The organism is Achromobacter sp. ACM04 (assembly GCF_014851465.1).
In the GTDB taxonomy this organism is placed as follows: Bacteria; Pseudomonadota; Gammaproteobacteria; order Burkholderiales; family Burkholderiaceae_B; genus Achromobacter; species Achromobacter aegrifaciens.
Genome location: NZ_JACUZS010000001.1, coordinates 1304148 through 1325997 on the forward strand (window position 1 = coordinate 1304148; position 21850 = coordinate 1325997).

General features: G+C 66.4%; 23 protein-coding genes. 8 read left to right on the forward strand and 15 right to left on the reverse strand.

The features are described 5' to 3' along the window. Positions 1-280 precede the first annotated feature (280 nt). The 3 genes from IB259_RS06055 (at position 281) to IB259_RS06065 (ending at position 3335) form a co-directional block, all read left to right on the forward strand. Complete coding sequence (locus IB259_RS06055) at positions 281-1573, forward strand: M20/M25/M40 family metallo-hydrolase (protein ID WP_192328016.1); 1293 nt, start codon at positions 281-283, stop codon at positions 1571-1573. Positions 1574-1682: 109 nt separating this feature from the next. Continuing rightward, positions 1683-2432, forward strand: coding sequence for a glycerophosphodiester phosphodiesterase (ugpQ, locus tag IB259_RS06060; protein WP_192328019.1), 750 nt, complete (start codon positions 1683-1685; stop codon positions 2430-2432). Positions 2433-2444: 12 nt separating this feature from the next. Continuing rightward, entirely contained in the window at positions 2445-3335 is an 891-nt protein-coding gene (locus tag IB259_RS06065; RefSeq protein WP_054453997.1) for a 23S rRNA (adenine(2030)-N(6))-methyltransferase RlmJ, read from the forward strand. A 71-nt stretch (positions 3336-3406) separates the two neighbouring features. Here the strand turns inward: IB259_RS06065 and IB259_RS06070 are convergent, their stop codons facing one another. The 3 genes from IB259_RS06070 to IB259_RS06080 form a co-directional block, all read right to left on the reverse strand. Beyond that, positions 3407-4843, reverse strand: coding sequence for a dihydrolipoyl dehydrogenase (locus IB259_RS06070; protein ID WP_192328022.1), 1437 nt, complete (start codon positions 4841-4843; stop codon positions 3407-3409). 213 nt (positions 4844-5056) lie between these two features. Beyond that, on the reverse strand, positions 5057-5785 hold the full coding sequence (locus IB259_RS06075; protein ID WP_054453993.1) for a glutathione peroxidase: 729 nt from the start codon (positions 5783-5785) through the stop codon (positions 5057-5059). Positions 5786-5961: 176 nt separating this feature from the next. Continuing rightward, positions 5962-6162, reverse strand: a complete 201-nt coding sequence (locus tag IB259_RS06080; RefSeq protein WP_054453991.1) for a heavy-metal-associated domain-containing protein — start codon at positions 6160-6162, stop codon at positions 5962-5964. Positions 6163-6286: 124 nt separating this feature from the next. On the opposite strand from IB259_RS06080, the gene cueR reads away from it, so the two are divergent. After that, positions 6287-6679, forward strand: coding sequence for a Cu(I)-responsive transcriptional regulator (gene cueR, locus IB259_RS06085; RefSeq protein ID WP_054453989.1), 393 nt, complete (start codon positions 6287-6289; stop codon positions 6677-6679). A 25-nt stretch (positions 6680-6704) separates the two neighbouring features. Here cueR and rlmD read toward each other — a convergent pair whose 3' ends face one another. The 7 genes from rlmD to surE all read right to left on the reverse strand — a co-directional run bounded on the left by rlmD (position 6705) and on the right by surE (position 13489). Continuing rightward, positions 6705-8192, reverse strand: a complete 1488-nt coding sequence (gene rlmD, locus IB259_RS06090; protein WP_054453987.1) for a 23S rRNA (uracil(1939)-C(5))-methyltransferase RlmD — start codon at positions 8190-8192, stop codon at positions 6705-6707. A gap of 185 nt (positions 8193-8377) precedes the next feature. After that, complete coding sequence (locus IB259_RS06095; RefSeq protein ID WP_054453985.1) at positions 8378-9130, reverse strand: TorF family putative porin; 753 nt, start codon at positions 9128-9130, stop codon at positions 8378-8380. Between the two features lie 357 nt (positions 9131-9487). Next, positions 9488-10093 carry a hypothetical protein gene (locus IB259_RS06100; protein WP_119449666.1) on the reverse strand — a complete coding sequence of 202 codons (606 nt, stop codon included), beginning with the start codon at positions 10091-10093 and terminating at the stop codon, positions 9488-9490. Positions 10094-10273: 180 nt separating this feature from the next. After that, positions 10274-11053, reverse strand: a complete 780-nt coding sequence (locus IB259_RS06105; protein ID WP_054453981.1) for a 3'-5' exonuclease — start codon at positions 11051-11053, stop codon at positions 10274-10276. Then, complete coding sequence (locus IB259_RS06110) at positions 11050-11904, reverse strand: peptidoglycan DD-metalloendopeptidase family protein (protein WP_054453979.1); 855 nt, start codon at positions 11902-11904, stop codon at positions 11050-11052. The genes IB259_RS06105 and IB259_RS06110 overlap by 4 nt, the downstream gene beginning before the upstream one ends. Positions 11905-11921: 17 nt before the next feature. Further along, entirely contained in the window at positions 11922-12746 is an 825-nt protein-coding gene (locus IB259_RS06115) for a protein-L-isoaspartate(D-aspartate) O-methyltransferase (protein ID WP_054453977.1), read from the reverse strand. After that, on the reverse strand, positions 12731-13489 hold the full coding sequence (surE, locus tag IB259_RS06120; protein ID WP_054453975.1) for a 5'/3'-nucleotidase SurE: 759 nt from the start codon (positions 13487-13489) through the stop codon (positions 12731-12733). Before surE ends, IB259_RS06115 begins: the two co-directional genes overlap by 16 nt. A gap of 188 nt (positions 13490-13677) precedes the next feature. Between surE and plsY the strand changes: the two genes are divergently transcribed. Further along, complete coding sequence (gene plsY / locus IB259_RS06125) at positions 13678-14319, forward strand: glycerol-3-phosphate 1-O-acyltransferase PlsY (RefSeq protein WP_119449665.1); 642 nt, start codon at positions 13678-13680, stop codon at positions 14317-14319. Between the two features lie 51 nt (positions 14320-14370). On the opposite strand, the gene tsaD is transcribed toward plsY, so the two are convergent. After that, positions 14371-15402 carry a tRNA (adenosine(37)-N6)-threonylcarbamoyltransferase complex transferase subunit TsaD gene (gene tsaD / locus IB259_RS06130; RefSeq protein WP_192328024.1) on the reverse strand — a complete coding sequence of 344 codons (1032 nt, stop codon included), beginning with the start codon at positions 15400-15402 and terminating at the stop codon, positions 14371-14373. Positions 15403-15512: 110 nt separating this feature from the next. On the opposite strand from tsaD, the gene IB259_RS06135 reads away from it, so the two are divergent. The 3 genes from IB259_RS06135 (at position 15513) to IB259_RS06145 (ending at position 18573) form a co-directional block, all read left to right on the forward strand. Continuing rightward, complete coding sequence (locus IB259_RS06135) at positions 15513-16805, forward strand: NCS2 family permease (protein ID WP_059380087.1); 1293 nt, start codon at positions 15513-15515, stop codon at positions 16803-16805. Between the two features lie 208 nt (positions 16806-17013). Beyond that, complete coding sequence (locus IB259_RS06140; protein ID WP_054453967.1) at positions 17014-18030, forward strand: LLM class flavin-dependent oxidoreductase; 1017 nt, start codon at positions 17014-17016, stop codon at positions 18028-18030. Positions 18031-18198: 168 nt separating this feature from the next. Beyond that, entirely contained in the window at positions 18199-18573 is a 375-nt protein-coding gene (locus IB259_RS06145; RefSeq protein WP_013394055.1) for a co-chaperone YbbN, read from the forward strand. Positions 18574-18601: 28 nt separating this feature from the next. Here the strand turns inward: IB259_RS06145 and IB259_RS06150 are convergent, their stop codons facing one another. From IB259_RS06150 to IB259_RS06165, 4 genes are read right to left on the reverse strand one after another with little or no spacing between them, the layout of a single operon-like run. Beyond that, positions 18602-19189: a YigZ family protein gene (locus IB259_RS06150; RefSeq protein WP_054454822.1), complete on the reverse strand. Its 588-nt coding sequence runs from the start codon at positions 19187-19189 to the stop codon at positions 18602-18604. A 27-nt stretch (positions 19190-19216) separates the two neighbouring features. Further along, positions 19217-20023, reverse strand: coding sequence for a transporter substrate-binding domain-containing protein (locus IB259_RS06155; RefSeq protein WP_054453965.1), 807 nt, complete (start codon positions 20021-20023; stop codon positions 19217-19219). Between the two features lie 18 nt (positions 20024-20041). Continuing rightward, positions 20042-20815, reverse strand: a complete 774-nt coding sequence (locus IB259_RS06160) for an ABC transporter permease (protein ID WP_054453964.1) — start codon at positions 20813-20815, stop codon at positions 20042-20044. Further along, positions 20812-21810: an ABC transporter substrate-binding protein gene (locus tag IB259_RS06165; protein ID WP_054453961.1), complete on the reverse strand. Its 999-nt coding sequence runs from the start codon at positions 21808-21810 to the stop codon at positions 20812-20814. The genes IB259_RS06160 and IB259_RS06165 overlap by 4 nt, the downstream gene beginning before the upstream one ends. Between the last annotated feature and the right edge of the window lie 40 nt (positions 21811-21850).

Here is a 21850-nt window from a genome sequence, read left to right on the forward strand (position 1 = left end):
CGAACCAGATTCGCCCTGTTCCCATACCGGTCAATACCGGATCAGCGGGCGGATTTTACCATTTCTCATTCGCCGCGCAGCCCAGGAATCTTTCGAATGTCATCCGGGCCTGCCCCCGGGCTCAAACGGCACGAAACCGGGGACCGAGTCAACCCGGGGAACCACCATTTCCAGCCCCTTGCGGCCCTCGTATCGTGGCCTGTCAGGGTAAGCCCGCATTACCCCGACGCCGCTCCCGAAGGATGCGGCCCCTTCCACGCACGCTCAGAGGTACACACTGATGCCGTACACATCTCCCCGCCTGCAACTCCTGCGCACCTGCATCGCCCTGGCCTTCGTCGGCGGCGCCCCCGCCGCGCTGGCCGCGCCCGTCGCCGCCGTCCACGAAGCCGCGCAAGCCCAGCAGCAAGGCATGCTGGACACCATGCGCGACCTGGTCGGCATCGAGTCGGGCAGCAAGGACGTCGAGGGCGTGGAGCGCATCGCCGTCCTGATCCGCGACCGGCTCAAGGCGCTGGGCGGAACGGTGGAGATCATCCAGCCCACCGACGTGTTCCGCCTGGACGACACGCCAGAGAAGGTCGGCCCCATGGTCCATGCCGAATTCAAGGGTAAAGGCCAGAAGAAGATCATGCTGATCGCCCACATGGACACCGTCTACCGCAACGGCATGCTCAAGGACCAGCCTTTCCGCATCGACGGCGACAAGGCCTACGGCCTGGGCATCGCCGACGACAAGCATGGCGTGGCCGCCATCATCCACACCCTGACCCTGCTGCAAAAACTGGGCTTCGAGGACTACGGCACCATTACCGTGCTGATCAACGGCGACGAGGAAATCAGCTCGCCCGGCGCGCGCAGCACCATTACCCGCCTGGGCGCCGACCAGGATGCGGTGTTCTCGTTCGAAGGCGGCGGCGCGCAAGCGCGCCTGACGCTGGCCACCAGCGGCATCGGCGCGGCCTACCTGACCGTGCAGGGCAAGACCTCGCATGCGGGCGCGCGGCCCGAAGGCGGCGTCAACGCGCTGTATGAGTTGGCCCACCAGGTGCTGCAGCTGGACAAGCTGTCCAAGCCCGAGGAAGGCTTGAAGCTGAACTGGACCGTGGCCCAGGCCGGCACCAACCGCAACGTCATTCCGGGCCAGGCCACCGCCCAGGCGGACGCGCGCGCCCTGCGCGTCTCCGATTTCGATGCGCTGTCGCGCACGCTGGAAGAACGCATACAGAAGAAGCTGCTGCCCGAATCCAAGGTCAGCGTGAAGTTCGAAGTGCGCCGCCCGCCCTTGGAAGCCACGCCGGCCTCGCGCGCCCTGGCCCAACACGGCGTGCAGATCTACAAAGAGCTGGACTTGCCGATGACGGTCGTGGACCGCGCCAGCGGCGGCGGCACCGACGCCGCTTTTGCCGCCTTGAAGGCGCGCGGCCCGGTAATCGAAGGCATGGGCCTGAGCGGCTTTGGCGCGCATTCCAACGACGCCGAGTACATCCAGATCAACAGCATCGTGCCGCGCCTGTACCTCGCCGCGCGGATGATCATGGACGTGTCGCGGGACAAGGCGCCCATGAAATAGCCCTGGAGACCTGCCGCGGCGTTCCCGCGCGCCGCGGCAGGCGCAGAACGGGCGTGCAGAAGGAGTATCCTTGCAACCCTGACCAAAAGAACCCGAAGCAACACCCCAAATGAGCGCAAAACTCCCCTCCTGGCCCTACTCCCGTTACATCGCGCATCGCGGCGGCGGCCGTCTGGCCCCGGAGAACACCCTGGCCGCCATGCGCGTAGGCGCCGAGCACGGCTTCGCGATGTTCGAATACGACGTCAAGCTGAGCAGCGACAACGTGCTGGTGCTGATGCACGACGACGACGTGGACCGCACCTCCAACGGCCGCGGACCCGCCGCTGCCAAGACCTACGCCGAGCTTGCCCAGCTGGATTTCGGCAGCTGGCATTCCGCCGCCTACGCTGGCGAGCCGCTGCCCACCTTCGCTGCCGTCGCCCGCTACACGGTGGCCAACGGCATCGCCAGCAACGTCGAGATCAAGCCCTGCCCGGGCCGCGAGGCCGAGACCGGCCGCGCCGTGGCGCTGGCCGCGCGCCAGCTGTGGCAAGGCGCGGCCGAAGCGCCGCTCCTGTCCTCGTTCGCGGAAGCAGCGCTGCAGGCCGCGCTGGAAACGGCCCCCGAATTGCCGCGCGCGCTGCTGGTGGAGAAGGTACCCGCCGACTGGCGCGAACGCCTGGCCAAGTACGAGTGCGTGGCCCTGAACATCAATCAGAAGGACGCCACCCGTGAGCTGATCGATGCCGTGCATGCCGCCGGCTACCGTATCGCCGCCTGGACCGTCAACGACCCGGAGCGCGCCCGCCTGCTGCTCGACTGGGGCATCGACGGCATTTTCACCGACGAGCTGGCCGCGATCCGGCCCGCCGCCTGAGGCAGAACGCCCGTGTTCAGCTACCGCCACGCCTTTCACGCCGGCAACCACGCCGACGTACTCAAGCACGCCATCCTGATCCACACCCTGGATTACTTCAACAAGAAAGACGCGCCCTACTGGGTCGTCGATACCCACGCCGGCGCCGGGCTCTACAGCCTGGATAGCGATTGGGCCGCCAAGACCTCCGAGTTCGCCGACGGCATCGGCCGCCTGTGGGAAGCCGAGGACCTGCCGCCCATCCTGGCCGACTACGTCGCCCGGATCCGCGGCTACAACACCAACGGCCGCCTCAGGCGCTATCCGGGCTCGCCATGGCTGGCGCTGGACGCGCTGCGTCCGTCCGACCGGCTGCGCCTATTCGAAATGCACCCTACCGAGATCGACACGCTGGTCGGCAACCTGGAACACCAGGGCCGCGCCGCGCAACGCCAGACCACGATCTACGGCGACGACGGTTTTGAAGGCGTCAAGGCGCTGCTGCCGCCGCCCACGCGCCGCGGCATGGTGCTGATCGACCCCTCGTACGAAGACAAGAACGACTATCGCCGCACGCTCAACGCGGTCAAGGAATGCGTCAAGCGCTTCGCCACCGGCACCTACGCCGTCTGGTACCCGCTGGTCCAGCGCCGCGAAGCCAATGAAATGGCGCGCCACCTGGAGAACCTGAAGGTCAAGAGCTGGCTGCACGCGACCTTGACGGTCAAGAAAGCAGCCATCGACGGCTACGGCCTGCACGGCAGCGGCATGTTCCTGATCAATCCGCCCTGGACGCTGCACGACGCCTTGAAGCAAGCCATGCCGTATCTGGCCCGCACACTGGGACAGGACGAGCGCGCCGGCTTCACGCTGCAGTTCCGCGAGAATCCGTTCCCGGTGCCAAAGAAGCAGTCGGACGATTGATCCGATACGAAAAGCAAAAAGGCCACGATGTTTCGTGGCCTTTTTGCTGGTGTCGCGGATCGCGCTGGCGTTCAAGCCAGTTCATTCTCCGGAGCTTCCCGCCGCAGCGCCTCCTGCGCCCGGGCCAGCTTGGCCGCCGCGTCGCGCAAGGCAGTGCGCAGGCCTTCCTCGATCACGGGGTGATAGAACGGCATTTCCAGCATGCGCGCCACGGTCAGCTCCTGCTGCACGGCCCAGGCCAGCAGGTGGCCGATGTGCTCGGCGCTGGGGCCGACCATCTCGGCGCCCAGGAAACGGCCCGTTTCGATGTCCGCATAGACATGCAGCATGCCGCGGTTCTTCAGCATGACCCGCGAACGGCCCTGGTCGCAGAAGTCCACCTCGCCCGTCACGAAGGTGCCCGGCACCAGCCGTGCGTGGCCCTGCCCGGCCATGGCGATCTGCGGGTCCGAGAACACCACGGCCAACGGCGCGCGGCGCAGGCCCTTGCGCACTTCGGGATAGCGCGCCGCGTTCTCGCCCGCGATGCGGCCTTCGTCGGCGGCTTCGTGCAGCAGCGGCGCGTCGGCGTTGGCATCGCCCGCGATGAAGATAGGAGCATCGCCCGCCTGCATGGTTTCGCGGTCGAACAACGGCACGCCATGTTTGTCCAATTGCAGCGAGGTGTTTTCCAGCGCCAGCCCGTCCACGTTGGCGCGGCGGCCCGTGGCCACCAGCGCGTAGTCGAAGCGTTCGCTGCGCTCGGTGTTGTCCAGCGTCACGTAGCGCACTTCCACTTCGTCGCCTACGCGGGTGGTTTCAAGCACGCGGGCGTCCGGGTCCAGATAGAACTCGCGCTGGAAGATCTTGCGGGCCGTATTGCGTACTTGCGGATCGCTGATGCCGCCCAGGCTGCCGCTGACGCCGAACACGCGCACTTCCACGCCCAGGCGCGCCAGCGCCTGGCCCAGTTCCAGCCCGATCACGCCAGGACCGAACACGGCCACACGGCCAGGCAGATCATCCCAGGCGAACACGTCATCGTTCAGCACCAGACGGTCGCCCAGCGCACGGAACGGCGGCGGCACAGACGGCCGCGAACCGGTGGCGATCACCACGCGGGACGCATGCACTTCGGTGTGCTCGTCCACCTGCAGCACCGTGTCCGACACGAAGCGCGCATAGCCGCGCACCTTGTCCTCTGCCGGGATGCTTTCCACGCCTTCCAGCACGAAACCGACGAAGCGGTCGCGCTCGCGTTTGACGCGGTCCATCACTTCGGCGCCATCGACCGTGATCTCGCCGCCCACATGCACGCCGAACGGCTCGGTGTGGGCCGCGCTGTGGGCCGCTTCGGCGGCGGCGATCAGCAGCTTTGACGGCATGCAGCCGACGCGGGCGCAGGTCGTGCCGTAGGGACCGCCTTCGATCAGCAGCGCGCGCTGGCCCGCGGCGCGGGCGGCGCGGTAGGCGGCCAGGCCGGCCGTGCCGGCGCCGATGACAGCGATATCGGTATGCAGAGTTTTCATGACTGGGTATCCCCCGATGTGGCGTGGAGCAGGAATTCAAAGGCGGATTCCGCCTTTTTCCGCACCCTATGGACGTGGACAGTCCCGCAGCGCCCGCCGGGGGCCGCGCACAAAGATGCGTAAAAAGGGAAACTCGTGAAGGGTGCAGCAGGCGGCGAACCGCCCTGCTGCCCGGCCCCGGGGCGAACCCGGGACCGGTAGCGTTGCAGACGCTTAGGCGAAGTGCGCCTTCAGGTCTTCCAGGCCGCCGATCAGCGCGCCATTGATGAACACCTGCGGGGCGGTGCCCTTGCCCGAGACAGCGCCGATCACGCGGCCACGGACCTTGTTTTCCAGCGGGATCTCGATCGGGGCGTAGCCCTTGGCATCCAGCAGCGCCTTGGCTTCCACGCAGAACGGGCAGCCCGGCTTGGAGAACACGACCACCTGGTCGGGCTTCTTGGCCGACGGGGCGAAGTGCGCCAGCATGGTGTCGGCGTCCGACACTTCAAACGGGTCGCCTTCCTTTTCCGGCTCGATGAACATCTTCTGGACCACGCCGTCCTTGACCAGCATGGAATAGCGCCAGCTGCGCTTGCCGAAGCCCAGGTCGCTCTTATCGACCAGCATGCCCATGCCTTCGGTGAACTCGCCGTTGCCGTCGGGCAGCAGCGTGATGTTGGCCGATTCCTGGTCCTTGGCCCATTCGTTCATGACGAAGGTGTCATTGACCGACACGCAGACGATGCTGTCCACGCCGGCGGCGAAGAAGGCGGGAGCCAGTTCGTTGTAGCGCGGCAGGTGGGTCGACGAGCAGGTCGGCGTGAAGGCGCCGGGCAGGGAAAAGACCACGACGGTCTTGTTCTTGAACAGGTCGTCGGACGTCACCTTCTTCCAGGTGTTGTCCTCACGGACCGGGAACGTTACGTTCGGAACACGTTGGCCTTCGCGGTTTTGCAGCATTCAAATCTCTCCTTGGGGTAGCGGGGTTGTTTGATTAACCACCATGGAAAGAATGATAAATCCTTACTATCAATTATTCAAATTTAATAAATTCAATGAATCGATAGATTTTAGCAATGAATAAACAGCCAGCGCGAGGCCGAATCTATCATAGCCCGGCCTCGCGCCAAGAGGAATTACACCGGCTGCGGCTGGTAGCCGGCATCGCGGATCGCGTCTTCGATCTTGTCCGCGTCATCGGCCCCGGTCACGGTCACGCGGTGCGTGGGCAGATCGATCGTGACAGTCGCGCCCGGAGCGGCCTGGGCCACCGCGGCCGTAATGGTCTTGGCGCAATGGCCGCAGGTCATGTCAGCCACTTGGAACTCGATGCTCATAGTTATCTCCATAGGATTCAAGGGCGATGGACTACGTTTCGTCCACCATGAAAAGCAGCTTAAACCTTCCCATGATGGAAAGGTCAAGCGTAGAATCGCACTCAGGCTACACAGGAGCACAGCAATGAATATCGGCGAGGCATCCAGGAGTTCCGGCATTTCCGCCAAGATGATCCGCTACTACGAAAGCATCGGCCTTATCAGCCCCGCCGGACGCACGGATTCCGGCTACCGCGTGTACAGCGAACACGATCTGCATACGCTGCACTTCGTACGCCGCGCGCGCGACCTGGGTTTTTCGGTGGAACAGATGAATGAGTTGCTGGCGCTGTGGAAGGACCGCAGCCGCGCCAGCGCCGACGTCAAGCGCATCGCGCTGGAACACGTGCAGGAACTGGAGCGCAAGGCCGAGGCGCTGCGCGACATGGCGGCCACCTTGAAGCATCTGGCCGAACACTGCCAGGGCAATGACAGGCCGGACTGCCCGATACTGGAAGGCCTGGGCTGCAAGCACTGAAACGGCCCAGGCCCTTCCCGCGGCGTCAGTCCTGGGCCTCGGCCGCGACCTTGGCGTGATAGGCGTCGGTGGCGGCCTGCTTGGCGGCCGCCTTCTCGGCGGCGGCCGCGGCCTTGGCTTCTTCCGCGGCTGCCGCTTCGGCCGCCGCCTGAATGGCGCGCTGGCGGGCGCGTTCCCGCACGACCTGGATACCTTCGGCGTCCAGCGATTCGAACACCGCAATGGACTCCACATGGCCCGTGTGCGGGAACATGTTGATCACGCCCGCGCTCTTCAACACATAGCCGCCTTCATGCACCATGATGGCCGCATCGCGCGCCAGCGTGGCCGGGTTACAGGACACGTAGACGATGCGCACGGGGCGCTCGTGCGCTTCCAACAGCGACAGGGCCTGCGCCACGGCATGCGCGCCTTCGCGCGGCGGATCGATCAGCATGCGGTCGAAGTAGCCCAGGCCGCGCAGCCATTCCACATCCACCTCGAACAGGTTCAGGGTGGCGAAGCTGGTGCGATCGCCCAGGCCGTGGCGCGATGCCGCGTCGAAAGCGCGGTCGGTCAGCGCCTTGCTGCCTTCCACGCCCACGGCTTCCCTGCCCTGCGTCGCCAGCGGCAGCGTGAAGTTGCCCAGCCCGCAGAACAGATCCGCCACGCGGTCGGTAGGCTGCACCTCCAGTAGTTTCAGCGCGCGCGACACCATCGCACGGTTGATGGCGTGATTGACCTGCGTGAAATCGGTGGGCCGATACGGCATGCGCAGGCCGAATTCCGGCATGGTGTAGGCCAGCGTGTCGCCGTGCTCGCGCTCCAGCGGGTGCACGGTTTCCGGACCCTTGGACTGCAGCCACCATTGCACGTTGTGCTTGGCGGCGAAGGCGCGCAGGATGGCGATGTCGCCATCGGTCAGCGGCAGCAGATGGCGCAGCACCAGGGCGGTCACGCCCTCGCCCAGCGACACTTCGATCTGCGGCATGCGGTCCGGCGCGGACATGGAACCGATCATTTCGCGCAAAGGGATAAGCAGGTCGCTGACGTGGCGCGGCAGCACATGGCATTCGCGCATGTCGGCCACATAGCTGCTCTTGCGCTCATGGAAACCGACCAGCACGCCGCCCTTCTTGGGCACCACGCGCACCGACAGGCGGGCGCGGTAGCGGTAGCCCCAGGTCGGGCCTTGCAGCGGCGCCAGGATGCGCGCGGGACGCAGCTTGCCGACGTGCCAGAAGGTGTCTTCCAGCGAGCGTTGCTTGATGGCCACCTGCGTGCTGGGCTCCAGGTGCTGCATGGCACAGCCGCCACAGACGCCGAAATGCGGACAGCGCGGCGCCACACGCTGCGACGACGGCCGCAGCACCTCGTCCACGCGCGCGATCTCGTAGGACGGCTTGCGGCGCAGCGTAACCGTGGTGACCCGTTCGCCCGGCAAGGCGCCTTCCACGAAGACGACCTTCCCGTCGCGGCGGGCGATACCCCTGGCTTCCAGGTCCAGGGATTCAATACTCAAAACGTCAGACATCTCACGCAGTCCAGAAGAATTACACGCAACCTTCTATTGTAGAAGGACTGCGGCCAATCCTGGAAATGGCGATGTGGGGCCGGAACGGTCTCCCGATGAAAAAAGGGCTTGCCCCGGACGGCGGTCACCGCCAATCGTCGGCAAGCCCGAAAGCCGGCGCTGCCAGGCGCCGCCACGGATATCGGTCAGAAGGAACGCGCCACCGAGAAGACGGCGCCCAGGCGGCCCGAAGGATGGCCGTACTTGGTCGGCAGCCAGTTGTCCTTGGTCGCCCCCACGGCGGCCAGGCCCAGGATCCAGCCCTTCAAGTCCTTGGTCACGCCGAGCTTGTAGTCGACGTAATGGCCGATCGAGTCGCCGTCCATATTGGTCTGGTTCTTGAGCTTCTGGTAGCCCAGGTGGCCGACCAGGCCCCAGCCGTCGCCCAGGTCGAAGTTGGCCGTGCCGTCCAGGTACCAGGTGCCCTTGCTGTCCGGCGTGCTGAAGAAGTCGCTGGGCGTGTAAGAGTACTTGAGGCTGTAGTTGCCGTAGGATGCGCCCAGATAGAGGTCGGTGTTGTTGTAGTTGCCGCCCTTCGGCGAGCTGGAGCCCGGGTAGTAATAATGCAGCACGCCCGCATCCAGCGTGAAGCCGCCGCCCACGTCGCCCTTCCAGCCGCCGTAGAAATCCATTTCCAGGTTGCCGTCGGTGAACACGAAATCGGAAACATTGGAGTTCCAGTTGCCCAGATAGAAGCCGGAACTGTGGGTCAGGTCGAAGCCCAGCTGCACGGCGGGCCGGAAGTCGGTCTGCGAGTAGCCGCGGAAACGGTAGTCGCTGACGATGGCGGCGTTGCCGCTGAGCGAAAATCCGCCGCCCAGGTCGGTGGGTTCGGCCTGCGCCGTCGCGGTGAAACAAGCGGCGAGCGCAAAGGGCACGGCTAGCAACGTCTTCTTCATGGTGCGGAGTCCTGATCGGATTTGTCGAGTAGGTAGATGGCCGAGGCGCATCACTAGGACCGGCGATGCAGCGTTTGAAACCGGTTCATACTCCACAAAGCAATGTCCGTGCCAGGTCTGCGGCAAGCCGATACGCAGGCGCATCGCCCGCTGACGGCGCCCGCGCCGCACCAGAACAGTGCGGACGCGTGTGCCGGCGCACGCGCTTATGCGTCAAAACGGGGAACCCGCTCCCTATCGGTACGCATGGCGAGCCGCCGCCAGCCGCCATCCCGGACGCCAAATGAAAAACCCCGGCACGCGGTCGCGTGTCCGGGGTTGCTGGCGTGCACCGGCCGGGACGGCCGGCCGCACTGCTTAGTTGGCGGCAGGCTTGGCCGGCGCGGCGGCAGCGGGCGCATCCGCCTTGCCCTTGCCGTGGCGCCCTTCCATGCGGGCGTGGCGCTCCTGCATGCGGTCCTGGCGTTCCTTGACGAACTTGGTCACCTGGCCGCGCTGGGTGTCGTTCAGGCTGTCCCAGACCGCGAGCCATTGGTCGCGCACCTGCTTGGCCTGGGGACCGAAGGCATCACGCGACTTTTCGGACTGTTCGACCAGCGCGCGGGGATCCAGCTTGCCGCTGTCCAGCTGCGCCTTGAGCAGGTCGTGGCGCTTGCCGCCCGAGGCACGCATGGCTTCGTGCAGGCTGCGCTGGCCGTCCTGCGCGGTCTTGAACAAGGCCTGCTGCTTGTCGTCCAGCTTCAGCTCGGCGACCTGCGCCTTGGTCACGGGACCCAGGCCGGGAATGAAGAGGCCGTCGCGCATGCCTTTGTGGAAGCCGCCGCGCTGGCCATCGTGCATGGCGGCGGGGCCGCCGTCAGCGGGAGGAGGAGGCGCAGCCATGACGGAGCCGGCCACCAGGCCGCCCGTCGCGGCGACAAATGCAAGAGCGGCCAAATTGGAGCGGATAGCGAATCGGGACATGTAGGTCTCCTGAAAGTGAAGAAAGCGAGGCCATTGTGCGATTGGCCCGGTTTCATCCAGGTTTCGCTGGCGCAAGCAATGTTTCAGTCGATTGCGCATGATCCAGACGCAAGAACGGGGCCTCGCGGGCCCCGTTCGATCCTGTCCGCCGGAAGACGGATCCTCCGGCCGAGACGCCGCTCAGTTGGCGTCCCAGGCCGCCATGTACTCCTTCCAGTGCGGCGCATCGCTGGCGCTGAGGGTGTCGCGCACCAGCGCGATTTCCGCTTCGTAGGAAGTACGGTCGAGTTCGCCGCGCAGGAAACGGAAACGGCAATACACCAGCCAGGTGTTGACCACGTCCGTTTCGCAATAGGCCCGCACCTCATCGGCGCGGCCCTGGCTCCAGGCTTCCCACACCTTGCTGCCGTCCATGCCCAGCTTGCCGGGAAAGCCGCAAAGCTTGGCCAGTTCGTCCAGCGGCGCGTTGGCGCGGCCGTTGTACTTGGCCAGCAGGTCCATCAGGTCCAGGTGACGCGAGTGGTAGCGCGAAATGTAGTTGTTGAACTTGAAGTCGCGGTCTTCCTCGCCCATGTCCCAGTAGCGCGGCGCGGGCACGCCCTGGATCAGGCTGCGGTAATGCAGCACCGGCAGGTCGAAGCCGGAACCGTTCCAGCTCACGAGCTTGGGCGTGTAGCGCTCGATGGTCTTGAAGAAGCCCGCCAGCAAGGCGGCTTCGGGATCGTCGGGCTGGCCCAGGGTCTTGACGCGAAAGCCCTGGTCGTCGCGGAACACGCAGCCCACCACCGCCACCTTGTGCAGGTGCAGCGGCAGGAAATCATGGCCCACGGCCTCGCGGCGCGCGGTCAGCGCGCGCTCGACCACCTCCTGGTCGGAAACATCAGCCCCCCAGCCGTTGAGCTTGCGCAGCCCCTCGGCGTCAGGGATGGTTTCCAGGTCGAAGACGAGAGTGGGCGTCATCGGGCAGGCAGATACTGCATCGGGTCCACCGGCTGGCCTTGGCGGCGGATCTCGAAGTGCAGGCGCGGCGACGTGGTATCGCTTTGGCCGAGTTCGGCGATCTTGGCGCCGCGCTTGACGTTCTGGCCCGTCTTCACCAGCACCGCGCGGTTATGCGCGTAAGCGGTAATGAAGCCGTTCTGGTGTTCGACGATGATCAGGTTGCCCAGGCCGCGCACACCGTTGCCGCTGTACTTGACCAAGCCGTCGGCGGCGGCGGTGACCGGATCGCCCAGCGCGCCGGCGATGTCGATGCCCTTGCTGCTGTTGTTGAAGCCTTGCACGATCTGGCCGTTGGCAGGCCAGGCCCAATTGATGACGGCCGCGTCGGCCGCGCGCGTGGCGGGCTTGGTCTCGACCGGCGCGGTGGGCGGCGGCGTGGTGGTTTCAGTGGTCGGCGGCGGCAGGGTTTCCGGCTGGTCCAGCGGACGCGGCTGCGTCTTGGAGCCCGCGACCGGCGCGGTCTGCGCCCCGCCGCTGGCGCTGCCGGACATCTTCAGGACCTGGCCGACCGAGATCTGGTTGGGGTCGCTGAGGTTGTTCCAACGCTTGACGTTTTCGACATCCACATTGTTGGCGCGGGCGATCTTGTAGAGCGTGTCGCCCGGTTTCACCACATAGGTGCCGCCGGTCTGGGTCGCCGGCGCGGGTTGCCCGCCGGTCATGTCGACCACCGGGGCGCGCGTGCCTTTGGAAGCGCAGCCAGCCAGGATGGACAGGCTGAGAGCCCCCGCGATGAAGAGCGGGCGGCGCAGGCGCGTCATGGACGCGCCCAGGGTGATATCGGTCAGTTGCAACTGCCCGTTGAGCATACGTTTCTCCTGTTTGCTCAAGATTGTATTCCGGCCCGTAGCGGCACAAAGCGCACGGCCTCTAATTCTGTGCGTTTCCAGCTGGCCGCGCCTGTGCGTTCGATGAGAACCAGGCGCTGGTTGGCGCCCCCTTCAGGAGCGATCAGGCGGCCACCCGGTGCGAGCTGCGAGAGCAGCGCCTGCGGGATGGCAAGGCCAGCGGCAGCCACAACGATAGCATCGAACGGCGCCACGCCGGGCAGGCCCAGCATGCCGTCGCCGTAGATCAAGCGGATCCTGGTGGTGAGCCGCAGGGCGCGCAGATGCTCGCGCGCAAGTTCATACAATCCGCGGATGCGTTCGATGGTGTGAACCTCGCGCACGAATTGCGCGAGCACCGCCGCCTGGTAGCCGCAACCCGCGCCGACTTCCAGCACGCGGGTGGGCGTGCGGTCGTCGCAGGCGGCGGCGATCATGCGCGCCACCACCCAGGGTTGGGAGATGGTTTGCGAATGACCGATGGGCAGCGCGGCGTCTTCGTAAGCGCGGCTGGCCAGCGCCTCGTCGACGAACAGATGGCGCGGCACCGCGCCCATGGCGTTGAGCACGCGCTCGTCGGTAATGCCCTGCGCCCGCAGGCGCTCGACCATGGCCTGGCGCAGGCGATCCGAATTCAGCCCCAGATTGCTGCCCGATGCGGGCGTCGGCGCCTGGGTCTGGCGTTGCAGCGTGGCTGCGGAAATGCGGGTGTTGCTGTTGGCGGGCGTGACGCCCGGACTGAGCCGACCCGAGTCGTAGCGCACCGGACCGGTACGCCCGGGCACCGGCTGGGTCACGTCCGGCTGGCTTACACGTTTACGCATAGCGGCTCCGCCCAGGTCCGGATCTCGTCGAGCTGGCTGTGCTGGGTCAGGTCCAGGCGCAGCGGCGTGACCGACACCGTACCCTGCTCGACGGCATGAAAGTCCGTGCCTGGCGTGGCGTCGGCCGCCAAACCCACGGGTCCGATCCAATAGACGGTATCGCCATACGGCGTGGTGGTGCGCACCACCGGCTGCGAGGGATGGCGCTTTCCCAGGCGCGTGACCGCGAAGCCGTGCATGTCTTCGAAGCGGCGGCTGGGGATATTGACGTTCAGGAGCACCGGCGCGGCCAGCGGCTGGGCCAGATGGCGTTCCACCACGAGGCGCGCGGCGCGCGCGGCGGAATCGATGTGCTCCCAGCCCTTCTCGGCCAGCGAGAACGCGATGGCCGGGATGCCGAACAGATAGCCTTCGCTGGCAGCGGCCACGGTGCCCGAATACAGGGTGTCGTCGCCCATGTTGGCGCCGTTGTTGATGCCGGACACGACCAGGTCGGGCCGGGTATCCATAAGGCCGGTGAGCGCCACGTGCACGCAGTCGGACGGGGTGCCGTTGACGGCAATGAAGCCGTTGGAGGCGGTGCGTACCGACAGCGGCCGGTTCAGCGTCAGGGAGTTGGACGCGCCGCTATGGTTGGTTTCAGGCGCGACGACAGTGAGATCGCCCAGGCCCTGCAGCGCGTCAACCAGCGCCTCGAGCCCAGGGGCCGAATAACCATCATCGTTCGAAACCAGAATTCGCATTGTGCATCCGAAAGAAAATAAAACGCGGGTGAACGCGTCGGATTGTACCGTCCGCGGCCGGTATCCGTGCGATCGACTGGCGGACGGGGGCCGCAGCCCCGCTCGATAACCCGTAGCCGGACCCGGCCCCGGGCGCGGTAGAATCCGCACCCATTACCGCAACAACACAACAACAACGGATCCTATCCATGGCGATAAACGACCCCTCCCTGGTCTTCAGCGCTGCGCTCATCCTGCTGGCCTACCTGATCGGCTCCGTGCCCTTCGCAGTGGTCGTCAGCAAGCTCATGGGCCTGCAAGACCCCCGCAGCTACGGCTCCAAGAATCCCGGCGCTACCAATGTGCTGCGCACCGGGAACAAGACGGCCGCCGCGCTGACGCTGCTGGGCGACGCCGCCAAGGGATGGTTCGCGATCTGGCTGGCCGAAAAACTGGCTCCCGGGATCTCCCCCGTCGCGCTGGCGCTGGTGGCGCTGGCCGCCTTCCTGGGCCATCTGTACCCGGTATTCCTGCGCTTCAAGGGCGGCAAGGGCGTGGCCACCGCCTTGGGCGTGCTGGTGGCAATCCAGCCCTGGCTGGCGGTCGCCACGGCGGCCACCTGGCTGATCGTCGCGGTGTTCTTCCGCTATTCGTCCCTGGCTTCACTGGTGGCGGCCTTCTTCGCCCCCGTCTACTACGTGTTCGGTTCCGGCCTGGCCTGGTATGCGCAGCCGTCCATGGGCGTGGCGCTTGCAGTCATCGGCGTGCTGTTGTTCTACCGCCACCGCGCCAACATCACGCGCCTGGTCCAGGGCACGGAAAGCCGCATCGGCGGCGGCAAGAAGAAATAAACGCGCAAGGAATGCGCTTCGGGGCGGCCTGCATGGCCGCCCTTTTCATTTTCAGGCGATGTCGGCCAGGTCCCAGCGCGGCTTCACAGTGAAGCTGTGCGCATCCGGATCCAGCGTCGCCAGGCCAGCCTTGACCCGCTCGGCGGCGGCAAAGGCAATCATGGCGCCGTTGTCGGTGCACAGTTCCAGGGGCGGGAAATAGGCGCGCGCCTTGAGCGGCTTGAGCGCCGCGTCCAGCTTGGCGCGCAGCAGCTGGTTGGCCCCCACTCCCCCGGCCACCACCAGGCGCTTCAGGCCGGTCTGCTTCAGGGCCTTGATGGCCTTGGCCGCCAGCACTTCCACGATGGCGGCCTGCGTGGCCGCGGCCAGGTCGGCGCGGGTCTGTTCGTCCAGTCCGCCCGCGGCTTCGGCAGCCTTGACCCGGGTCAGCACGGCCGTCTTCAGGCCGCTGAAACTGAAATCCAGGTCGCCGCTGTGCAGCATGGGGCGCGGCAGATCGAAACGCGCGGCATCGCCGCTGGCGGCCAGCCGGGACAGCGCCGGTCCGCCGGGATAGCCCAGGCCCATGAGCTTGGCCGACTTGTCAAAGGCCTCGCCCGCCGCGTCGTCCAGCGTTTCGCCCAGCAAATCGTAGCGTCCCACCCCGTCCACGCGCATCAGCTGCGTGTGTCCGCCGGACACCAGCAGCGCCACGAAGGGGAATTCAGGCCGCGGATCCGCCAGCATCGGCGACAGCAGATGGCCTTCCAGGTGATGGATGCCGATGGCGGGCAAATGACGCGACCAGGCGAACGACTGCGCGACGCTGGCGCCCACCAGCAAGGCGCCGGCCAGGCCGGGGCCGGCCGTATAGGCCACGGCGCCGACATCCGACATTTGCAGGCCCGCTTCTTCGAGGACCTGCCGGGTCAGCGGCACGACGCGGCGGATATGGTCGCGCGAGGCGAGTTCCGGCACCACGCCCCCATATTCCTGGTGCATGGCGATCTGGGTATGCAGCGCGTGCGCTAGCAGGCCCCGTTCCGTACAGACGGCAGCGACGCCGGTTTCGTCGCAGGAGCTTTCAAAGCCGAGAATAATCATGGCGGCAGAGTTTACAACTGATGCGAAAATACGCCCTTTCATGAAAAACCGGCGGGCAACCCAGCCCGCCCACAACAACCCGCAATCCTGCAAACACATTGGGGACTCGAATGCTCGAGAAGCTATTCAAGCTGCGTGAACACGGCACGACAGCGCGTACGGAACTGGTCGCCGGCCTGACGACATTCCTGACGATGTCGTACATCATCTTCGTCAATCCGGACATCCTGTCGTCGACGGGCATGGACCGCGATGCCGTGTTCGTCGCCACCTGCCTGGCCGCCGCGCTGGGCTCGCTGGTGATGGCGCTGATCGCCAACTGGCCGATCGGCATGGCGCCGGGCATGGGCCTGAACGCCTTCTTCGCATTCACCGTGGTCAAGACCATGGGCTACACCTGGGAGCAGGCGCTGGGCGCCGTGTTCATCTCGGGCGTGATCTTCCTGTTCCTGACGTTCTCGGGCATCCGGGTCTGGCTGGTCAAGGGCATTCCGCATTCGCTGCGCAGCGCCATCGCCGCAGGCATCGGGCTGTTCCTTGCCATTATCGCGCTATCCAGCGCCAACATCGTGGTTGCGCATCCCGCCACCAAGGTCACGCTGGGCGACCTGACCCAGCCCGGCCCGCTGTTCGCCATCCTGGGCTTTTTCATCATCGCCGCGCTGGATGCGCTGCGCGTGCGCGGCGCGATCCTGATCGGCATCCTGGTGGTCACGGTGCTGTCGATGGCGCTGGGCTACAACGAATTCAAGGGCATCTTCGCCGCCCCGCCCAGCCTGGCCCCCACGCTGATGAAGCTGGACATCCTGGGCGCGCTGCACAGCGGCTTCGTGCACGTGATCCTGGTGTTCGTGCTGGTTGAAGTGTTCGACGCCACCGGCACGCTGGTCGGCGTGGCCAAGCGCGCGGGCCTGATGCCCGAGAACCGCCCCAACCGCCTGGGCCGCGCACTCTTCGCCGACAGCAGCGCCATCGTGGCCGGCTCGATGCTGGGTACCAGCAGCACCACCGCCTATGTGGAAAGCGCCTCGGGCGTGCAGGCTGGCGGCCGTACCGGCATGACGGCCCTGGTCGTCGCGGTGCTGTTCCTGGCCGCGCTGTTCATTTCGCCGCTGGCCGGCGCCGTGCCGGCCTACGCCACCGCGCCCGCCCTGCTCTACGTGGCCGGCCTGATGATGCGCGAGCTGATCGACATCGACTGGAACGACGTCTGCGAGGCCACGCCGGCCGCGCTGACCGCCCTGGTCATGCCGTTCACGTACTCGATCGCCAATGGCATCGCCTTCGGCTTCATCAGCTACGTGGTGCTGAAGACGGCCACCGGCAAGATCCGCGACGTGCATCCCGCCACCTGGCTGGTCGCGGCGCTGTTCGTGATCCGCTACGCGTTCTTCCCCGGCTAGGCGCAAGCCCGAAGGCCGCTCGCAAGGCGGGCCAATCGCGGCAATAGCGGAAATCAATCAACCCGCCGCGCCATATGGTTGCTGGCGGGTCCGCTTGATTTCACCGATACACTCCCCATGTATAACGGCATATGGAGTCCGCCTTGCGCCTTACCCGCTTTGTTTCCGCCCCGCTGTCCTGTCCCACCGTGCATACGGAGGTTTCCGCATGAGCAGCCTGGCCCGCATCCCTTTCTCCGTACTGGACCTGGCCCCGATAGTGCAAGGTCGCGACGCGGCTGACGCCTTCCGCAACACGGTTGCGGTCGCGCAGCACGTGGAACGCCTGGGCTACAAGCGCTTCTGGCTGGCGGAACACCACAACATCAACGGCGTGGCCAGCAGCGCCACCGCCGTACTGATCGGCCACGTCGCCTCGCACACCAGCACCCTGCGCGTGGGCTCGGGCGGCGTCATGCTGCCCAACCACGCGCCGCTGATCATCGCCGAGCAGTTCGGCACGCTGGAAACGCTTTACCCTGGCCGTATCGACCTGGGCCTGGGCCGCGCGCCCGGTAGCGACGGCGCCACGCAACACGCATTGCGCCGCGGTCCGCGCAGCGGATTGGAGTTCCCGGCGCTGGTGGAAGAATTGCGCGGTTTCCTCGCGCCTTCGCGCCCTGGCCAGCCCGTGCGCGCCATTCCCGGCGAAGGCCTGGACATTCCGATCTGGCTGCTGGGGTCCAGCGATTTCAGCGCGCGGCTTGCCGCGGAGCTGGGCCTGCCCTTCTCCTTCGCGGGACATTTTTCGCCCGAAGGCATGGCGGCCATGCGCCTGTACCGCCATTTGTTCAAGCCGTCGGCAACGCTGGCGCGCCCCTACGCCATGATAGGCGTGCCGGTCGTGGCCGCCGAAACCGATGAAGCCGCCAGGCGCCAGGCCACCACCCAGCAGCTGAAATTCCTGTCGCTGGTGCGCGGCAACCGCCTGCAGCTGCAACCGCCCGTGGACAGCATGGACGGCCTGTGGAACGAATGGGAGCGCGAGGCGGTCCATCAAAGACTGGGCGCGGCCATCGTGGGCGGCCCGGATACCGTCCGGCGCGAACTGGAAGCGCTGGTGGCCGAAACCGAGGCCGACGAAGTCATGATCGTCTCGGATTTCTACGATATCGCCGACCGCCTGCGTTCCTTCGAGATCGTCGCGTCGTTGAAAAACGGCGCCCCGGCAAGCACCGCGGCCTGAGGGCCGCAGCCCGCGCCTCAGGCGCCAACCATTGCGACGCGGCCATTACCCGCTCTACTATCGTTCTTAAAGCACCGAACGCCGCCGCAACGCCCCATCGGGTCCGGGACGGGCATACCCCGGGCCTCTGACACCGCTTTTTACGCCGCTCGCCGGCAAGGATTCAAAATGAGTATTGTTGAACTCACCAAAGACAGCTTCCAGGAAGCCATTACCCCCGACGGTACGCTGATCGTTGATTTCTGGGCGCCCTGGTGCGGCCCCTGCCGCGGTTTCGCGCCGGTATTCGAACAGGCCGCCACCGAGCATCCCGACGTCACCTTCGCCAAGGTCAATACCGACGTGGAACAGGAACTGGCCGGCGCGCTGGGCATCCGTTCCATCCCGACCCTGATGGTCTTCCGCGAGAAGGTCCTGCTGTTCTCGCAACCGGGCGCCTTGTCGGGCGGCCAGCTCAATGAGCTGCTCGCCAAGATCAAGGAAGTGGACATGGAAAAGGTCCATCAGGAAATCGCAGCTGCCCAGAACGGGCAGGACGCCTGAACGCTGCGCGGGCCGTGCGCCCCTGGGATCAGGACTCGACTTCCCAGGCCGCACGCCCGCGCGTGATGTTGGCGGCGGTCACTTCCAGGTCCGCCACCGCTGCGCGCGGCACCGTGAACCGTAGCGCCACCCCTTCCTCGTTGAAGTCTTCCTGCAGGATGGCCGCGCCTGCCTGAGCCAGGCGCGACTTCAGCAACGCCAGTTCGCCAAAACCGCAAGCGCAGGCGACGGTTGCAAGATCCACGATCTCGGTCCGCTCCCCCAGCCGCAGGCAGTTGGCCGCGCAGCCCCCGTAGGCGCGCACCAGTCCGCCTGCGCCGAGCTTGATGCCCCCGTACCAGCGCACTACCAGCACCGCCACGCGATCCATGTCCTGGCCTTCGATGGCTTGCAGGATGGGACGGCCGGCCGTGCCTCCCGGCTCGCCGTCGTCATTGAAGCGGTATTCCTGGCCGATGCGGTAGGCCCAGCAGTTGTGGGTCGCTTCGGCGTCGCTATGTTCGGCAAAGAAGCGCATGGCTTCGTCCACGCCGGACACGGGCGCTGCATACGCGACAAAGCGGCTTTTCTTGATGTCTTCCTGGTAGGTGCAAGGGGCGGTCAGCGTGTGCGTCATGACCGGCATTGTATGTGCCGCCAGTCCCTAGCCGTGGCAGTCGGGCACTTCCTGGTCGAGATAGACATCGAAGGCCACGTCGCGGGCCCACTTCGCGGTCATGGCCTTCCAGGCGCCCGCTCGGTCCCAGGCGCGCATTTCCTGGCTCAGCCAGTTGCGGCTGGCGGAGTCGGAGGCCGGCAGCAGCCACACGCGTTCACGCCGCGCGCCATCGGCCGCCAGCGTCGAGGAGAACTTCTTCCATTCCGGGAAGCGCACCAGCGGCTCCCAGACCGCGTCGTCGACCAGGCCGACATCGCAGCTGCCCTCGCGCACGGCGACCAGCGCATCGGACGGCACGCGGTAGGTGCGCACCACGGCGCCCCAGCTTTCGGCCAGGGCGCGGGAAGCGCTTGCGGCCTCCGCCATGCAGACGCTACGGCCGCGCACGTCGGCGGGCCTGCGCAGGCTGGTGTCGCTGCGGATCACGGCCTTGGGTCGGGCGGCATAGCCCGTGGCTTGCGTCGCGACCGCGTCCGGCTGGGCCGACGCGCCGTCGGCCAGGACCAGGTCGACCCGCCCCGCCGCCAGCGCGGCAGCGGCCTGTTCCTGCGGCAATTGCACCAGGCGCACCGGCAGTCCCAGGCTTTGCGCCAATCTGTCGGTCATTGCGGCGTCCAGGCCGTCCGGCGTGCGGATCTTGGCGCCGGCCGCGGGCGGCGGCGCCAGGTAAGGCACGCCCACCACCAGCTCGCCGCGCGCCCGCGCCGCCGCGAAGGCGTCGGGCTGCGCCTGCGCGAAGCCCGATGCAACCAGGCAGGCGCCGAGGACAAACAGACGGATGCGGCCAATCATGCAGGACTCCTGTCGCCCTCAGACGTACTGGTAGCGCAGCAGGCGGTGCTTGAGGTTTTCAAGCACGAACTGGTCGATCAGCGCGGCCAGCACGGCAATGACCAGGATGTTGGTCATGACGCCGGTCATGTCGGCGATTTCGCCCGAATAGGCCAGCGAACGGCCCAGCCCCTTGCCGAAGCCGATCAGCATTTCCGCCGAGATCAGCGCGCGCCAGGCATTGCCGAAGGCGAGCTGCGCGCCGGTGATGAGCTCGGGCATCACGGCCGGCAGGTAGACCCGCTTGACCAGTCCCCAGCGCGTGGCGCCCATGACGCGCGCCGCCGATACATGCACGCGCTGCACGGACTCAGTCGCGTTCATGACGCTGAGCGCGGCCGGGAAGAAAGCCGACAATGCCACAACGACGATGATGGGCGTATTGCCGAAGCCCATCACGATGAGGAACAGCGGCACCCAGGCGATCGACGGAATCGACTGCAGGATGACGATGGCGCTGCGCAGCACTTCGCGGAAGAAGAACAGCACAGCCGCCACCAGGCCGAAGCCGATGCCGGCCGCCAGCGCCAGGCCGTAGCCCGCGCCCAGCCGCCCCAGCGTGCCCAGGAGGCTCTGGTGGAAGGACTGCTTGCCCAGGTCTTCGACCAGGCGCTCGACCACGGCCGGCACGCCCGGCATCAGGAAGTCCGGCAGCGCGAACGCCGCCAGTTGCCACAAGGCCAGGATGAACAACACGCCCAGAACGCCCGCGAAATGCTTGCGGGCGCCGGTGACTCGGGTAGATGCGCTCAAAGCTTGCGAGCCTCTTGCCAGGACAGGTCGACGATGCTGGAGACGTCATACGGCTTGCCGTCGCGCGTTTTCAGCGAACCCTGGGCTTGCAGGATGTCGGCGATTTCCTGCATGCGGCGGGTGTCCTTGTCGGTCAGCTTGGGCGTGAAGACCTGCGTGCCGATGGCTTCGGCGATGACGGTCTCGCGCGGCAGTTCGCCACGGGTCAGGGTCTTGAGCGTGGGTTCGGCGATGAAGTAGGACGCGATCAGCTTGGAAGCCTGCGCGGGTTCCTTCTGCAGCAGCTGGATGGCCTGGTTCTGCGCATCCAGCGCCTTCCAGACGTCGTCCTTGCGCTTGGCCAGCGTCTCGCCGGAGGTGATCACCACCATGCACGGGAACGGCCAGGCCTGGCCCACTTCATAGATCTGCTTGACCGGCGCCACCAGTTGCGCGATGCGATCGTAGGGTTCGAACAGGAAGGCCGCGTCCACGCGCTTGCCCACCAGCGACTGGACCGCCACGGCCGGGCTTACGCCCATGACGTTGACGTCGTCCGCAGCCAGGTTGCCCTGCTTGAGCACCACGCCCTTCAGCACCACGTCGGCAGTGCTGCCTTCGGCCTGGGAGGCCAGGGTCTTGCCCTTCAGCCCGGCGATGTCCTTGATGCCGGAGTCTTCGCGCACGATCAGCGAGTGGTAGCCCTGCTGCGCACCGCCCACCACCTTCAGGTCCGCGCCCTTGGAGGCCCAGGCCACCGCGTTGGTGAAGCCCAGCACGCCGATGTCCAGCTGGCCGCCGACGATGGCCTTGATCAGGTCGGTGCCCGACTTGAACTCGATCAGTTCGGAATCCAGGCCGGCCTTTTTGTAGTAGCCGCCCTCTTGCGCGACGATGGCCTGCGCATCGTCCATCACGCGCAGATAGCCCACACGGAATTTCTCGGCCGCCATCGCGGGGGCTGCCGCCAGCAGCGCCGCGGCCAGCGGCAGGGACAGCCATTGCTTCAGTTTCATGGGAAGTGCTCCAAGGTATGCAGGGCCGGCCGACGCGCAC

Excerpts from the sequence above, each read along its gene's own strand:
- IB259_RS06055 (WP_192328016.1), top strand. The coding sequence starts at position 281 with ATGCCGTACACATCTCCCCGCCTGCAACTCCTGCGCACCTGCATCGCC.
- ugpQ (WP_192328019.1), top strand. The coding sequence starts at position 1,683 with ATGAGCGCAAAACTCCCCTCCTGGCCCTACTCCCGTTACATCGCGCAT.
- IB259_RS06070 (WP_192328022.1), bottom strand. The coding sequence starts at position 4,843 with ATGAAAACTCTGCATACCGATATCGCTGTCATCGGCGCCGGCACGGCC.
- IB259_RS06075 (WP_054453993.1), bottom strand. The coding sequence starts at position 5,785 with ATGCTGCAAAACCGCGAAGGCCAACGTGTTCCGAACGTAACGTTCCCG.
- IB259_RS06080 (WP_054453991.1), bottom strand. The coding sequence starts at position 6,162 with ATGAGCATCGAGTTCCAAGTGGCTGACATGACCTGCGGCCATTGCGCC.
- cueR (WP_054453989.1), top strand. The coding sequence starts at position 6,287 with ATGAATATCGGCGAGGCATCCAGGAGTTCCGGCATTTCCGCCAAGATG.
- rlmD (WP_054453987.1), bottom strand. The coding sequence starts at position 8,192 with ATGTCTGACGTTTTGAGTATTGAATCCCTGGACCTGGAAGCCAGGGGT.
- IB259_RS06095 (WP_054453985.1), bottom strand. The coding sequence starts at position 9,130 with ATGAAGAAGACGTTGCTAGCCGTGCCCTTTGCGCTCGCCGCTTGTTTC.
- IB259_RS06100 (WP_119449666.1), bottom strand. The coding sequence starts at position 10,093 with ATGTCCCGATTCGCTATCCGCTCCAATTTGGCCGCTCTTGCATTTGTC.
- IB259_RS06105 (WP_054453981.1), bottom strand. The coding sequence starts at position 11,053 with ATGACGCCCACTCTCGTCTTCGACCTGGAAACCATCCCTGACGCCGAG.
- IB259_RS06110 (WP_054453979.1), bottom strand. The coding sequence starts at position 11,904 with ATGCTCAACGGGCAGTTGCAACTGACCGATATCACCCTGGGCGCGTCC.
- IB259_RS06115 (WP_054453977.1), bottom strand. The coding sequence starts at position 12,746 with ATGCGTAAACGTGTAAGCCAGCCGGACGTGACCCAGCCGGTGCCCGGG.
- surE (WP_054453975.1), bottom strand. The coding sequence starts at position 13,489 with ATGCGAATTCTGGTTTCGAACGATGATGGTTATTCGGCCCCTGGGCTC.
- plsY (WP_119449665.1), top strand. The coding sequence starts at position 13,678 with ATGGCGATAAACGACCCCTCCCTGGTCTTCAGCGCTGCGCTCATCCTG.
- tsaD (WP_192328024.1), bottom strand. The coding sequence starts at position 15,402 with ATGATTATTCTCGGCTTTGAAAGCTCCTGCGACGAAACCGGCGTCGCT.
- IB259_RS06135 (WP_059380087.1), top strand. The coding sequence starts at position 15,513 with ATGCTCGAGAAGCTATTCAAGCTGCGTGAACACGGCACGACAGCGCGT.
- IB259_RS06140 (WP_054453967.1), top strand. The coding sequence starts at position 17,014 with ATGAGCAGCCTGGCCCGCATCCCTTTCTCCGTACTGGACCTGGCCCCG.
- IB259_RS06145 (WP_013394055.1), top strand. The coding sequence starts at position 18,199 with ATGAGTATTGTTGAACTCACCAAAGACAGCTTCCAGGAAGCCATTACC.
- IB259_RS06150 (WP_054454822.1), bottom strand. The coding sequence starts at position 19,189 with ATGACGCACACGCTGACCGCCCCTTGCACCTACCAGGAAGACATCAAG.
- IB259_RS06155 (WP_054453965.1), bottom strand. The coding sequence starts at position 20,023 with ATGATTGGCCGCATCCGTCTGTTTGTCCTCGGCGCCTGCCTGGTTGCA.
- IB259_RS06165 (WP_054453961.1), bottom strand. The coding sequence starts at position 21,810 with ATGAAACTGAAGCAATGGCTGTCCCTGCCGCTGGCCGCGGCGCTGCTG.